The organism is Streptomyces sp. MMCC 100 (assembly GCF_041538145.2).
GTDB lineage: Bacteria > Actinomycetota > Actinomycetes > Streptomycetales > Streptomycetaceae > Streptomyces.
In genome coordinates this window covers 3,779,978-3,792,681 of sequence record NZ_JBGORK020000001.1, presented here as the reverse complement: position 1 = coordinate 3,792,681, position 12,704 = coordinate 3,779,978, and the positions used below count along the sequence as shown (strand labels likewise).

Sequence of the window (12,704 nt, the reverse complement as noted above, 5' to 3'; positions counted from 1 at the left end):
GGCCACCTCCCTGTGGCCGCACGGCCTCGACGCCGACGGAACGCCCTCGTCCCCATGGCTGTGACTCCCGGGCCGGATCGCGGCTCGGCGGGCGCGGGACTTGCCCCTGACCCATGGGGCAGCGTTTAGCGTCCGGGCATGAACCCGACGCATCGTCTTGTCCGCCTGGACCGGCGCCCCGACGGGCTGCCGACCCCGGGCGAATTCACCCTGGTACAGGCGTCTCTCCCCCGCCCCGGGGACGGCCAGGTACTCGTCCGCAACACCCACTTCCTCGTCTTCCCCGGCCTGCGCACCCTCATGGGCGGTGAGACTCGCGACGTCCCGCTGCCGCCGCTGCGGCCGGGCGACCCCCTGTTCGGTCCCGCGATCGGCGAGGTGTTCGACGGGCCGCTGGAGAAGGGGCGGCTGGTACTGCGCCTGCAGGGCTGGCGGGAGTACGCGACCCCTGATGCCGCCGAGTGCCGGCTGTTGGACGGCGCGCTGCCCGACCCGGTGGCCCATCTCGCGCAGGGTCTGCGGCGTACGGCGCGCTGACCCGGCTGGCCCGGGTTCGGCGGGGCGACACCGTGTTCGTGACCGGTGCCGCGGGAGCCGTGGGCACCATGGCGGGCCAGATCGCCCGGCTGCTGGGTGAACTCGGGTACGACGCCACCGTGCTGCGCGCGACAGCGGACCCGATCGGCGGGCAACTCGCCGAGGTGGCGCCGGGCGGCATCGACGTCGTCGTCGACACCGTGGGCGGCGAGCAGTTGACGGCCGCCGTCCACGCGGCGAACCGGGGCGCCCGTTTCGCCCTGGTGGGTGCGCTGGACGGTCAGCTGTCGCCGGACCGGGCGGGAGGCAGTGCGCCGACCGTCCTCGACACGTACCGGCTGCTGACCCGGGGCATCACGATCGCCGGGTACAGCTGCGTGGACCACCTGCATGTCGAAACGGAGTGGGAGGGCCGCTTCGGGAAGTGGCTGCGCGGGGGGTGACATCAGTTTTCCGCACACCCTGGTCCGTGGAACGGAACACGCCCCGGGGCGTTGCCTGAACTGATCGCCGGCGGCTCCTTCGGGGCGGCCGTCGTCGAATTGTAGGTCGGGACGGAGCGCGCATGCGGATCGGCAAGGCTGCGGCGGCGGCCGGGACCACACCGCGCGCGCTGCGCCTGTACGAGGCCTGCGGCCTGCTCCGCCCGCCACCGCGCACCGCGGCCGGCCAACGGGAGTACGGGACCGCCGAGGTCGCCCGCGTCCGGGTCATCCGCAACCTGCTGGCCCTGGGCCTCACGCTGAACGACCTGAGCCGCCGCGCCCACCGCCTGGACATGCTCGTCCCGGACCAGCCCTCGACGTCCTGTGGCGGTGGCCCCGGCGAGTTCAGTGACGTCGTGGCCGACCGGCTGGCGGCCCTGGACGCGGAGATCGCCCGTCTCACCCGCCTGCGCCAGAGCCTCGCCGACGCGGCCACGCGACACGACGGGTGACCTGACCGTCCGGTCGCGCGCGTCGGGGGTGCTGGGTCGGTCCGGTGTGCTGTGGAACCGCTCCGCCCAGACGCTGCGCGTGACCCGCCCCGACACGGTCGTCCTCGGTCTCGGGCTGGCCACGTTCGTCCCGGACAACGGCGTCACGGCGATGACCGTCGCCGACGTCGACGGGGTGAAGGTCGTGGGCCTCCTCTTCGACGCCGGAACCACCAACTCGCGCACCCTCATGGAAGTCGGACCGGCCGGGGGCGGGCGCCGACCACGCGGCGAACCCGACCTCGCTGCACAACGTGTACTTCCGGGTGGGCGGCGCCGCCGTCGGCAAGGCCACCACCAGCCTCGTCGTCAACAGCGACGACGTCATCGGCGACCAACATGTGGATCTGGCGCGCCGACCACGGCAGCGGCGTCGGCTGGACCACCAACACGGCCGACACCGGACTCGTCGTCAACGGCGACGCCGTCACCATGTCCGGCCTGTTCGTCGAGCACTACCAGAAGCACCAGACCCTGTGGAACGGCGACGGCGGCCGGACGTACTTCCACCAGAACGAGATCCCCTACGACCCGCCCGGTCAGGCCGCCAGGATGAACGGCTCCACCCAGGGCCACGCCGCCTACAAGGTCACGGACTCCGTGACCAGCCACGAGGCGTACGGCCTGAGCAGCTACTGCTTCTTCAACGTGAACCCGGGCGTCGTCGCGGAGCACGCCTTCGAAGTCCCCAACAGGCCGAACGTGCGCTTCAAAAACATGGTGACCGTCTCCCTCGGCGGTACCGGCACCATGCGCCACGTCATCAACGACCGGGGCGGCCCGTCCAGCTCCTCCACCAACGTGGCCAACCTGGTGAACTACCCGTGAGGCTACGCTCCAGCAACTCGGCTGTTCCTTCGACGCCGTTCCCGATCCACGTGGCGCCGACGCAGGCGGCCAGATCGACCGGCTCGTCCGCGACATGGCCGGCAGCGTCCCCATGGACGAAGTCGACCCGGTCGGCGACGCCGAGTACATCGGCGCGGGCCCGGGCCTGCCCGGTGAAGACGGTGTTGATGTCCACTCCGGTGCCCGTGATCCCGTGGTCGCGGGCCCAGGTGCACAGCATCTCCCCCGAGCCGCTGGCCAGGTCGAGTGCCCGTACACCGGGGGCGAAGCGGAGTGACTCGCCCAGAGCGGCGAGCTTGGCCGATGTCAGCGGGTGGTGGATGCGGTCGCCGCTCTCGCGGACGGTGAAGATGCGGGCAGGTCCATGACCGGGTTCTCTTCCGTCGTGCTGTTGCGCCGAAGCACGATGGTTGTCACCTGGGTGAACGTTGACCTGCTGTTCTGCAGCAGCAAGGCACGGTAGTTGTCACCGAATGAGCAAGCTGCCTGTCACTGTCGGCCCGGGTAGCGCTCCGAGCGAAACCGCCTCGCTAGTCTCGGTGGTATGGGCCCACGGAACCTCGGTACTGCGAAGAGGCGACATGTCGGCGTGGTCGCCTCTTACGACTTCACACGTAAGGCGGAACTGCGCCGCTGGATCCCGCCGATCGTGAAATGCACGCTGACCCTCACGGAAGAGGTTTCCTACCAGGACAATCTGGAGCTCGTCTCCCGCCTCTGCAGACCGAATCTGCTGGCAGAGCCGGTCCACGAGCTCGTTGAACGCGGAGCAGAAGCCGTGGCGTATCTGTGCACCGCTTGCAGTTTCGCCGACGGCGTGGCCGGTGAGCGGGCGTTGCGGGAAGCGATGAGGAAACACGGTGCGCGGCAGGCGCTGACGACCAGCGGCGCGGTCACCGGCGCCCTCCGTGCCGTCGGCGCCCGCCGTCTCGCCGTCGTGCACCCCTACCAGGAGCCGGTCGACCGTCTGCTGGCCGCGTACCTCGAAGACTCCGGCTTCGACGTCGTGGCCCTCACACCGCTGGGTCTCGATGCGGTCGAGGACGTCTACACGGTGAACGAGCAACAGGTACTGGACACTGTCATCGCCGGAGACCATCGCGAAGCCGATGCTCTGTTCATCAGCTGCACCGCTCTGCCCACCTACGACGCCCTCCCCCGCCTCGAAGAACGCCTCGGCAAACCCGTCATCAGCGCCAATCAGGCCACCGCATGGGCGCTGCTGGGTGCTGTGGGCGCGCAAGCGCACGGACCAAGACAGCGGCTCCTGTGTCGTGGCCCTGGCTGAAGCCCTCGTCGGCGCCCAGACCGAGCAACTCAGCAGCGCAGTCGCCCAGGGCGCGCCGCCCAGTCTGTGACATCAAGCCTGCCCACGTGACAACTATCGTGCTTCGGCTCAGCTGTGAAATTCGGGGCCGGGGCTGGAGCAGGTTCCTACAGCTCGAACTCCAGGTGCTCCACGTCCGTGAACCGCACCTCCTCCAGGCTCCCGGCGCGGCGGCCGCCGTCCTGGAAGTAGACCTCCTTGAGGGCTTCGGCCGCGATTTCCTGCAGGCGGGCGTCGGTGGCGCCGGCCTCCTGGGCGTCGAAGAGGCGAGCGGCGTAGTGCGGGGGCAGGGCGACGGTCAGGTGCCGGATGCGGTCCTGGTCCGTCGAGCCGATCGGTGCGGTGTAGCCCATGCGGGCGCGGGTGTCGATGACAATGCCGTCGGTGGTCGCCGCCCGGACTTTGGCCCTGGCGCGGATCTGGGGCTGCCAGCGCTTGTTCACCTCGCGCTCGAGGCGGGCGGCCAGGTCCGCGCGGGGCTTCTTGATCTGGTTCTTCACGTAGCGTTCGACGGTGCGCTGGGAGATGCGCAGCATCTGGGCGACCGCCTTGGTGCCCTTCAACTGCCTGACCAGGTAGCGCATCCGCGCGGGCGCGGTCTTGGGCGCCGGGCGGGTGAAGGCCTTCTGTACGGCGGCGTCCAGGCCGTCTGCGAACATGCTCATCGGCTGCCTGCTCCCCTACTCGCCGTCGTCGGCGTCGGTGACGGTGCCGTCCTTGATGTACCGGGCGAGGTTGAGGTCGGGGGCGTCGAACCGGTCGCGGACCTCTTCGCCCCACAGGACGGTCTGGGTGCCCTCGTGTTTGACCAGTCCGGGGTTGATGCCGAGTTTGAAGCCCCCGGGCAGCGGCTTGCCGTCCCGGTAGGGCAGGAAGTCCAGCGGGCTGGTGCCGTTGGCAGCGTAGACGACGCAGTCGGACAGGACCGCGACGGGGTACTGACCGGTGCACGCCGCATGCTTGACGATCTTGCGGTGGAGGTTGATCCGGGTGCGGGAGATGACCGCCGCGCGGATGTCCGGCCGCCAGGTGGGCCGGGACAGGGCGCGCCACGGTTGGCCGGGCTTCCAGCCCTCCCCGCGCGGGCGCTCGCGGAGCTTGCCCAGGCCGCCCTTGACCGTCGCTTTGATGGCAGAGGCGACGATCGCGAGCTGTGGGTCGCGGTCCCTGTAGTTGTCCATCGCGGTGAGGAAGTCGGCCGGGGCGAGGTCGGCGGTGACGCCGAGGCCGGCCATCGTGGCGAGGTAGGCGTCACGCAGTCGCTGGTACCAGGCGTCCAGGTAGCGGCCGTTGTCGTGGCGGACGTACGCCTCCAGCGGGCGGACCTCGTAGCCGAGCTCCACCGCGTACGCCACGGTGGGCGTGGCGTACCAGGCAGGGCCCACCGGGTGGTCGCCCTTCGGTGTGAACGGCGAGGGCAGCAGGCCGGCGTCCAGGTTCGCCCAGGTGTCCTTGCCGGTCTTCACCCGGGACAGGTCGACGTGGGAGAGGTCGACCAGCCAGGAGCCGGGCAGCTTGGGATCGAACGCGGGCGCCTTCACATGCGTGGGGGCTCCGAGGCCGACGGTCAGGCCGTTGGCACCGGCGGCGAAGGCCATGTTCACGTCGATGCCGACCAGGTGGCGCAGGGTGCACTCGGCGTCGGTCATCGGCCTCGCCCAGTCGTAGGCCTCCTCGAACAGCTTCTCGTCGGGGCCGCGGACGTGGAAACGGGGCAGGCCCGCCAGGAGTGGGTGCCCGTCGGGGGCCTCGCAGGGCGCCGGGTCGACCGGGTCCTGGCCCAGCGAGCCGGGGTTGTGCTCGGAATGCCGCTTGCCTGCCGGGTCCGGCTGGGAGGCGCGGGTCGGCGGATGCAGGGCGGCCATCAGCTCCAGACCGGTCACGGCGGTCGATCCGCGCGGGGTCATGACCCGCGAGGCGTACACGCCCAGCGCGCGGGCGAGTTCCGCCGGCGGCAGCTGCCCTGCCTCCCCCCAGTGCCGGGTATCCAGCGCGTGCCACGACGGGATGCACAACTGCACGCAGGCGCGCTCCGAACCCTGCGCGGGACGGTAGATCCTCGCCCACGGGCCGAAGCCGCGCCGGGTCAGCTTCCACTCCGCGCGCGCGAGCTGCCTGACGACCTTGTGGTTCTCCGGGATCCGCCCGGCGAGCCGCTCCTCGTCGGTGAGGGTGGCGGGCAGGCCGTAACGCTTCAGGGCTGCCTCGGTGAGCACGAGCAGCGGGTCGGCGTCCTTGCCCGGCCCGGACAGCCTCGCCTGCCCGAGCTGCGCCTCGCGCAGCGCCCAGTCCACCAGGGACGGGAGGCTCTTGGCAGGCACGTCCAGAACCAGGCCACCGGTGCAGTACGCCAGCACCTGACCGTCGGTGTCGGCGTCGACGACTGCCAGCGGCCCGTTCGCAAACCGCGGGTCCACGGCCGCGGCGGTGTGCTCGGAGAAGGTGCCCTGCCTACCGTCCGGACGCTTCGTGGGCTGTCTGCTGCTGGGCGCCGCCCGGCGGGATGACGATGCGGGCGCGGCAGGCGACGTCGCGGCTGCGCGCGGTGGCGTCGCGGCTGCGGGCGGTGGGCCTGTATCCGGATCCGGGCGCCGCAAAGCGCCCTCGTCGCTTGCGGACGGCGCCGCAGGCACCGGAAATCGCCGGGCAAGGCCGTCCAGGAGTCTGCGGTAGGCCTCAAGGCGCTCGGCCTTCGGTTCGGCGCGGCCTGCCTCCCATGCCTGGATGCTTGCCACGCGCACGCCGAGGGCCTGCGCGACAGCGGCCTGGGTCAGTCCCGCCGCCTCGCGCAACCTGATCCGTTCGTCCAAGGAAGGCAGCACACCGCCGTCGTCGACTGCGGCGAGCAGCGCGTCGACGGCGTTGAACAAAGGCTGTGGCTGGTCCGTCATCTGCTGTCCCGCTCCCCTACCGGACGCCCTGACGGATCTCTTCCAGGCGGGTCACCAGCCGCTGGTAGCGCTGAGAGGCCGCCTGGGACGAATTCAGGCCCTGATGCCGGGCAATCTGCCGCCAGTCCATGCCGCGGCGCCGGGCCTCGATGACGACCTGTGTCTCCAGCCGGTCCAACGTCACGCGCATGTCCTCGAACAGGCTCAGCCCGGCGGCCACATCATCGACGCTCACGCCAGGGTCGTCAGGGTGCTGCACATCGCTTCGCCGATGGCCGGCGGCAGCCGCCAGCAGACTCCCCAGCAACACGGCGTCGTGTTCAAGATCGTGCGCCGGGGCCCAGCCGGCGGCGGAGTCCTCCGCGACCGCGGACAATCTCGCGCGGGCGGTACCGCGAGCTTCAGCTGCCATACCCGCACTCTATCGCCGCCGTACAAGGAAACAACGAATCGTTGTTTCCTTGTACAACCGAGGGCGTCGAGCTGCCCCCAACAGCCGGCTACTCGCGGCGACGTCGGTCCCTGTCTCATGATGTCGCGATGAGTTCGGTCGCCTCTGCCAGTCTGTACGTTTGTCGCGCGGTCCGATGGCCTCACGACAACACGCAACTGCTGCTTTCAGAGAGAAGCTGACGTCCGACACCACCTGCCACATGTCGATCTCTCTCGACGGCTTCGTCGCCGGGCCCGAGCAGAGCCGTGACAATCCACTGGGTAACCGCGGCCAAGAGCTGCACGGCTGGCATATCGGCGACCCGCGCGACCGAAGCCGACAAGACGGCCAACGGCTGGCTGATGCGCCCGCGTGGCGCCTACGTCGTGGTCCGAAACATGTTCGGGCCGATCCGGGGTGAGTGGAACGAGACGTGGGACGGATGGTGGGGCCCCGAGCCCCCTACCACGCCCCGGTCTTCGTGCTCACTCGCTACGTCCACGAACCGATCAGGATGGAGGGAGGGACCACCTTCCACTTCGTCACCGAAGGCTTCGACGCCGCTTACGCGCAGGCGCTCGAAGCCGCCGACGGCAGGGGTGTGGACGTCGCCGGTGGCGCTTCGACGGTTCGACAGGCACTCAACGCCGGCGTGGTCGATGAACTCACCCTCGACATCGCACCCGCCCTGCTCGGCAGCGGCGAGCGCCTGTTCGACGACGTCGAGACCTTCGATTTCGAGCCCGCCGAGGTGCTTCACTTACCGCTGGCCACTCATATCCGCTACCGCAAGCGCGACGCCGGCTGAGCAGCAACTGGGCTTCGTCGCCGACGCGGGATGTTCCGAGCGAATCAGTGCTCATGGCCCCGCCCAGCGACAGTTCCCTTGTGGTGGCGAGGGCGACGCCGGGCTCGAGGGCCGCACTGATCTGGTGAGCACACCCGAGCGGCCCCGGACGCGCCCCCCTGTACCTCCGCTTTCTGCCCCTGGGCTTGCCCCCCTGGCCCTTTCCCGCCGGCCGCCAGGGGTGGACGATGCTCCTTTTCTGCCCTGGCGGACATGAAGGAGAAGTGGCGTGCGCGCGCAGACACGGCCCGGTGCGATCGAGGAGACCGGGGCCGGGCGGCAGCGGTCCGCAGCGGCGACCGTCCGGCCGCCCGTGCGGAACCTGAGCCCCGCGGGCGTCCGGGACCTGCAGCGGTCCGCCGGCAACGAAGCGGTGGCCCGGACGGTCCAGCGGCACCGGGGCTCCGCCGCGACGGTCCAGCGGACGACGACGGCCGACCCGGAGATCCAGCCCATCGTCGACGCGGTGGAGGAGATGCTGGGGACCGCCCGGTCCTTGATCGCCACGGCCCAGGGGCTCGGCTTCCGGCTGCGGGGCAAGGAGAGCCAGCAGAAGCACTGCGACGACCTCGGCATGTCTCTGGACACCGCCGAGCACATGGTCTACCGGCAGTTCCGCGCCGACGGCCCGGCCGGCCGGACGACCAACCCACGCACCACCGCGCTCAAGGGCCTGCTCGACGAGATCCAGAAGCGGCACATCGAGTACGTGGGCATCCTGCGCCGGTTCAACCTGCGTCCCGTCGGCGCCGACATCGGCCCCCAGGACACCGAGGGCCGGGCACAACTGTCGAACACCTGGTCACGCGTGGTCGGCGGGCAGGGCATCAAGACATCGTCGACCCCGCGGCCGTTCGGCGAAGACCGTACGCCCGCGCCGCTGCCGGGCTTCCAGGACCAGATGCTGTCCCACCACGCCCGGCTGCTCTCCCGGCAGCACGGCCGGGACCTGGTCGGCGGTCTCACCGCCGGGGTCGCGGGCGCCGGCGCGGCCATGGTGAACGCGGTGCCCTTCCACCCCGAGCAGATCGAGTTCATGGGCGGCAACAGCGTGGTCGGCGCGGAGGCGGCCGTCGACACGCCCGAAGGCCTCGCGTCCGCCCCCGACGCCCCCGGCAGAGGCAGCACCAGCGTCGTCGCTGTGCCGCACGGTCTGCGGGACAGCGAGGGCGCGCACGAAGGCGAAGCCGTCTCGCCCGCCTTCCTGGTCTACGGACACGAACTGATCCACGCACAGCACAACATGCACGGCGTCAACATCCGGAACATCGGCGACGAGGAGGCGGCGACCGTCACCGGCAATGAGGCCTCCACCGCTCTGCACGAGCAACGGCAGGTGCCGGTCACCACGGAGGAAATGCTGCGCGACGAACACGGCCTGCCCCGCCGCGGCGGCTACACGTAGCCGCCCCCGGCCCCCTCCCCTGTCCGCGTCCCGGGTCCAGGGCTCTCCCACGGGGTTGCGGCCACCGGTCGCACTGGCTGAAAGGGCGGCCATGATGGTGTCCGGTAACAGCTCCGACGAAGGCGGCATGACATGGCCTATGGCTACATCGGTTCGATGAAGACCCGTCCCGGCAGGCGCGACGACGTGGTTGCGATCCTGCTCTCCGGAGCCGAGAGTCTCCGCGACTTCGGCTGCAGAAGCTACGTGGTGGGCTTGGCCGCCGATGACCCGGACACGATCGTGGTCACGGAGGTCTGGGAATCGAAAGAGCATCACGACGCGTCCCTGCGGCTGCCCAAGGCCAAGGAAGCGATCGCTGCCGCCATGCCCATGCTCACCGGCGAGTTCACCAGTCGCGAACTGGTCGTCGCCGGCGGCCTCGGCGCCGGCGACTGATGGACCACGGTGACCGGGCGGCCGCCGCGCGGACCGCGGCGCTTCCGGTTGGGCTGCTGGTCGGCGGGTTCGGGGATGGCCGGGCGGGATTCCGCGCCTCGCAGGTGGGCCCGGACCACCCGAGGTGAGCAGGCGCGGTCGGCGAGCACGGCGTCGGGACGAACACGAGGTCGACTGTCCGCCGTACCGGCATCCGGTCCGCGCATTCGCAGTCAACGTGGACCGCACCGGTAGATGCTGGGCCGGACGGACGAAAAAGGATGTGCGTTCGGTGGGGTGGCGTCGGCAAGCTGCCGGGCGTGACTGAGCTGCCGAGCAACGCTGTTCCTCCCCGTGCCGTCCTCGATGCCTTCCGCGTGGAAAGTGAGACTCCCGTCCCGCTTGTTGGTGGGCAAGGACGGAGCGTCCTCGTCGGTGGGTATGTGTTCAAGCCCGCCGAGGCGCCTGAGGACGAAGTCGACTGGGCTGCTTCCCTGTTCGAGAAGCTGGCGCCCGACAGCGGCTTCCGCCTCCCGCGGCCGCTCCGGACCGCTGACGGGCGGACCGTCGTGGACGGCTGGACTGCCAGCGAACTCCTCACTGGCGAGCCCGGTCCCCAGGGACGCTGGGCCCAAGTGCTCAGCGCCGGCCGCGCCTTCCACGCGGCCCTGCGACAGCTGCCCCGACCCGACTTCCTTGACCGGCATACTCATCCATGGGCGGTGGCCGACCGGGTCGCGTGGGGCGAACAGGACACCGACGTGATCAAGGACCTCTCCACACCGTTCACGAACCTGCTGGAACTATGGCGGCCAGTGAGGCAGGACGAAGCCCAGCTCATTCACGGAGACCTCACCGGCAACGTGCTCTTCGCTGCGGACGCGTCCCCTGCCGTCATCGACTTCTCGCCCTACTGGCGGCCTCCGGTGTTCGCCGAGGCCATCGTGGTCGCCGATGGTCTGCTGTGGTTCGACCTCCCGTCCGAACTGGTAGCGGGTGGCAGCGATCATCCCGACTGGCAGCAGATGCTGATCCGTGCACTGCTCTTCAGGCTCGTCGCCCACAGTGAGAGCACCCGACCATCGCAACAGGCTCAGACTGGTGAACCGGAACGGTACGCAAGGGCAACCGGCATCGTGGAGAGGCAGTTCGCTATGAAGTCCTGACCGAAAGCCCCCGTGCGCCCTGCGATTCCTGATGGCTCGGTCCGGCCGCATAGGCCAGTGGTGGTGCGATCGCTTGGGCGTCGGCTCCCTCGCCGATCCACAAGGCGATGAACAGCGCGGCAGTCGCTTCCAGGAGTCCCGCACGTTCGAGACCGCCGCCGGCCACGGGTTCGCCGCCCGCGTCCCGCACCAGCTCGCGTACCCGCGCGAGGGCCGTCTCGTCGTCCCCGCAGACCGGCACGGCCAGGGGCCGTCCGTCGAAGACGGGCGGCCGCATGCGCCACACGTTCTCGTGGCAGAGGTTGAAAGCCTTGACCACGCGGGCTCCTGGCGCCGCCGCAGCCAGTTGTTGCACGGCCGAGGGGCCTCCTTCCGTCAGCAGCCGGAAGCCCGGGCCGACCGGGTTGGAGCAGTCGATCAGCACCTTGCCGTCCAAGGCCGCGCGCAGGTCCCGTGCCACGTCCGCTCCCGCCCCGAACGGCAGCGCGGCCAACACCACCTCCTGACCGGACCCGGCCGCTGCGCGCAGGCCGGCAGGCTTCGCGCTGCCTCCGATGCGCGTCGCCAGTCGCTCCGCCTTGTGTGCGTCCCGTCCCCCGATGGTTACCTGGTGCCCCGCCCGCACCCAGTGGGTGGCGAGCGCGTCGGCCATGCTGCCCGTTCCCAGTACGCCGATTCTCATCACACGTTTCCTCTCCGTGCCTGCTTCGCCGGTTCACACCGACGCTAGAGAGCGGTTCGGGCACCATTTGGTACGTGACGACCGACGCCTTCCTCGCCGACTGCCGCGCCCGCCTCGCCTTCGACCTGCTCTCCAACACCTGGAACGCCGTGGTGCTCTGGGCACTGCGCGATGGCCCCCGGCGCCCGGTCGAACTACGGGAGCGGATCGGGGGCATCAGCTCCAAGGTCCTCACCGAGACTCTGCGCCGGCTGCAGTTCAACGGACTGGTCGAGCGCCTGGTCAACCCCGACGCCCAATCAGGCGTTGAGTACCAGCTCACCGCCCTCGGCCGGACCTTACTGGCGCCCATCGACGCCGTCGGCGCCTGGGCCTTCGAGTACGGCGACGAGGTCATGGCCGCCCAGGAAGCAGCATGCGCTTCTGACCCGCAGTCCCCTCGTCCGAATTGCTAGACGGGTCAACAGCGTGACGCCGATCGGGCGGCCTGCTCGATCCTCGCGCGGTAGGCGGCACGGGCCTCCTCGTCGGTCCGCTGCTCGTGTTCGGCGCGCAGCCCGGTCCGGCCGTCGAGGCCCTCGCGCAGGATGTCGGCGTGCCCGGCATGCCGGACGGACTCGCTGAGGACATGCACCATGATGGCGAACAGATTCGTGTTGGGACAAGGCTCCGGCCACCACGGCACGTGGCCGGGGGCATCGAGGGGAAGCTCGCTGATCGTCGCGTCCGAGTGGTCCCACGTGCGTCGGTAGGACTCGATGATCTGATCGCGCGTCTCGTCCTCGGTCACCCACAGATCGCTGCCGTCGTGGTCATGCCACCGGGGCAGTGGTTCCGGAGAAGGGCGGTCGAAGACCTCGCCGAAATACCTGGCCTCGACGCTGGCCACGTGTTTGACCAGGCCGAGGAGATTGGTCCCGGTCGCTATCAAAGGCCGACGGGCGTCGTCTTCCGACAGTCCCTCGAGTTTCCGGAGCAGCGCCTTGCGGTCTCGCCGCAGGCTCCCGTGCAGGTTGTCCTTCGCGAACTCATCGATCACGCGGCATGAGCCTGCCATGGGCTGCTTGTGGCCTCAAGATCCCGTACGTGGACCGCAGCGTCCGGCAGAGCCAAGGCCTGGCCATGCAATGGACACCGTGCTGAGCTGCTACGAGCAGCTCGCGAAACCTAGTAG

The 12,704-nt window shown here is 70.1% G+C and carries 14 protein-coding genes and 2 pseudogenes; 10 read left to right on the top strand and 6 right to left on the bottom strand.

Going from position 1 to position 12,704, the window contains the following annotated elements:
• The first annotated feature begins 138 nt into the window (after positions 1–138).
• The 4 genes and pseudogenes from ABS735_RS17760 to ABS735_RS17745 form a co-directional block, all read left to right on the top strand.
• A complete protein-coding gene (locus ABS735_RS17760) occupies positions 139–537 on the top strand; it encodes a hypothetical protein (protein ID WP_373905175.1) in 399 nt (132 codons plus the stop codon).
• Positions 538–575: 38 nt separating this feature from the next.
• Positions 576–980, top strand: coding sequence for a zinc-binding dehydrogenase (locus ABS735_RS17755; protein ID WP_373905176.1), 405 nt, complete (start codon positions 576–578; stop codon positions 978–980).
• Between the two features lie 122 nt (positions 981–1,102).
• The gene (locus ABS735_RS17750) at positions 1,103–1,474 is read left to right on the top strand and encodes a MerR family transcriptional regulator (RefSeq protein ID WP_373905177.1); all 372 of its coding nucleotides are present in this window, start codon (positions 1,103–1,105) and stop codon (positions 1,472–1,474) included.
• A gap of 67 nt (positions 1,475–1,541) precedes the next feature.
• Positions 1,542–2,341, top strand: a pseudogene (locus tag ABS735_RS17745) (coagulation factor 5/8 type domain-containing protein); the annotation flags it as partial.
• Here ABS735_RS17745 and ABS735_RS17740 read toward each other — a convergent pair.
• Positions 2,304–2,714: pseudogene (locus ABS735_RS17740) on the bottom strand (SAM-dependent methyltransferase); the annotation flags it as partial. The pseudogenes ABS735_RS17745 and ABS735_RS17740 overlap by 38 nt on opposite strands.
• 237 nt (positions 2,715–2,951) lie before the next feature.
• On the opposite strand from ABS735_RS17740, the gene ABS735_RS17735 reads away from it, so the two are divergent.
• Positions 2,952–3,650: a maleate cis-trans isomerase family protein gene (locus ABS735_RS17735; RefSeq protein WP_373905178.1), complete on the top strand. Its 699-nt coding sequence runs from the start codon at positions 2,952–2,954 to the stop codon at positions 3,648–3,650.
• A 146-nt stretch (positions 3,651–3,796) separates the two neighbouring features.
• Here the strand turns inward: ABS735_RS17735 and tpg are convergent, their stop codons facing one another.
• The 3 genes from tpg to ABS735_RS17720 are packed head-to-tail and all read right to left on the bottom strand — an operon-like array spanning position 3,797 to position 6,992.
• Entirely contained in the window at positions 3,797–4,354 is a 558-nt protein-coding gene (gene tpg, locus ABS735_RS17730; RefSeq protein ID WP_373905179.1) for a telomere-protecting terminal protein Tpg, read from the bottom strand.
• A 15-nt stretch (positions 4,355–4,369) separates the two neighbouring features.
• Positions 4,370–6,580 (bottom strand): telomere-associated protein Tap, encoded by a 2,211-nt coding sequence (gene tap, locus ABS735_RS17725; protein ID WP_373905180.1) that lies wholly within the window; start codon positions 6,578–6,580, stop codon positions 4,370–4,372.
• Between the two features lie 16 nt (positions 6,581–6,596).
• Entirely contained in the window at positions 6,597–6,992 is a 396-nt protein-coding gene (locus ABS735_RS17720) for a hypothetical protein (RefSeq protein WP_373905182.1), read from the bottom strand.
• Between the two features lie 463 nt (positions 6,993–7,455).
• Here ABS735_RS17720 and ABS735_RS17715 point away from each other — a divergent pair, with 463 nt between their 5' ends.
• From ABS735_RS17715 to ABS735_RS17700, 4 genes are all read left to right on the top strand, one after another.
• Entirely contained in the window at positions 7,456–7,821 is a 366-nt protein-coding gene (locus ABS735_RS17715; protein ID WP_476755883.1) for a dihydrofolate reductase family protein, read from the top strand.
• A 268-nt stretch (positions 7,822–8,089) separates the two neighbouring features.
• A complete protein-coding gene (locus tag ABS735_RS17710) occupies positions 8,090–9,265 on the top strand; it encodes a type III secretion system effector protein (RefSeq protein ID WP_373905185.1) in 1,176 nt (391 codons plus the stop codon).
• 132 nt (positions 9,266–9,397) lie between these two features.
• Positions 9,398–9,703, top strand: a complete 306-nt coding sequence (locus ABS735_RS17705; protein WP_373905186.1) for a putative quinol monooxygenase — start codon at positions 9,398–9,400, stop codon at positions 9,701–9,703.
• Positions 9,704–10,002: 299 nt separating this feature from the next.
• Complete coding sequence (locus ABS735_RS17700; protein WP_373905187.1) at positions 10,003–10,848, top strand: aminoglycoside phosphotransferase; 846 nt, start codon at positions 10,003–10,005, stop codon at positions 10,846–10,848.
• On the opposite strand, the gene ABS735_RS17695 is transcribed toward ABS735_RS17700, so the two are convergent.
• The gene (locus tag ABS735_RS17695) at positions 10,835–11,530 is read right to left on the bottom strand and encodes an NADPH-dependent F420 reductase (RefSeq protein ID WP_373905188.1); all 696 of its coding nucleotides are present in this window, start codon (positions 11,528–11,530) and stop codon (positions 10,835–10,837) included. The two genes, ABS735_RS17700 and ABS735_RS17695, sit on opposite strands and share 14 nt — an antisense overlap.
• Positions 11,531–11,604: 74 nt before the next feature.
• Between ABS735_RS17695 and ABS735_RS17690 the strand changes: the two genes are divergently transcribed.
• A complete protein-coding gene (locus tag ABS735_RS17690) occupies positions 11,605–11,985 on the top strand; it encodes a winged helix-turn-helix transcriptional regulator (RefSeq protein WP_373905189.1) in 381 nt (126 codons plus the stop codon).
• Between the two features lie 5 nt (positions 11,986–11,990).
• Here the strand turns inward: ABS735_RS17690 and ABS735_RS17685 are convergent, their stop codons facing one another.
• Positions 11,991–12,569 (bottom strand): DinB family protein, encoded by a 579-nt coding sequence (locus tag ABS735_RS17685; protein ID WP_373905190.1) that lies wholly within the window; start codon positions 12,567–12,569, stop codon positions 11,991–11,993.
• Between the last annotated feature and the right edge of the window lie 135 nt (positions 12,570–12,704).

Excerpts from the sequence above, each read along its gene's own strand:
- ABS735_RS17760 (WP_373905175.1), top strand. The coding sequence starts at position 139 with ATGAACCCGACGCATCGTCTTGTCCGCCTGGACCGGCGCCCCGACGGG.
- ABS735_RS17750 (WP_373905177.1), top strand. The coding sequence starts at position 1,103 with ATGCGGATCGGCAAGGCTGCGGCGGCGGCCGGGACCACACCGCGCGCG.
- tpg (WP_373905179.1), bottom strand. The coding sequence starts at position 4,354 with ATGAGCATGTTCGCAGACGGCCTGGACGCCGCCGTACAGAAGGCCTTC.
- tap (WP_373905180.1), bottom strand. The coding sequence starts at position 6,580 with ATGACGGACCAGCCACAGCCTTTGTTCAACGCCGTCGACGCGCTGCTC.
- ABS735_RS17720 (WP_373905182.1), bottom strand. The coding sequence starts at position 6,992 with ATGGCAGCTGAAGCTCGCGGTACCGCCCGCGCGAGATTGTCCGCGGTC.
- ABS735_RS17715 (WP_476755883.1), top strand. The coding sequence starts at position 7,456 with ATGGTGGGGCCCCGAGCCCCCTACCACGCCCCGGTCTTCGTGCTCACT.
- ABS735_RS17705 (WP_373905186.1), top strand. The coding sequence starts at position 9,398 with ATGGCCTATGGCTACATCGGTTCGATGAAGACCCGTCCCGGCAGGCGC.
- ABS735_RS17695 (WP_373905188.1), bottom strand. The coding sequence starts at position 11,530 with ATGAGAATCGGCGTACTGGGAACGGGCAGCATGGCCGACGCGCTCGCC.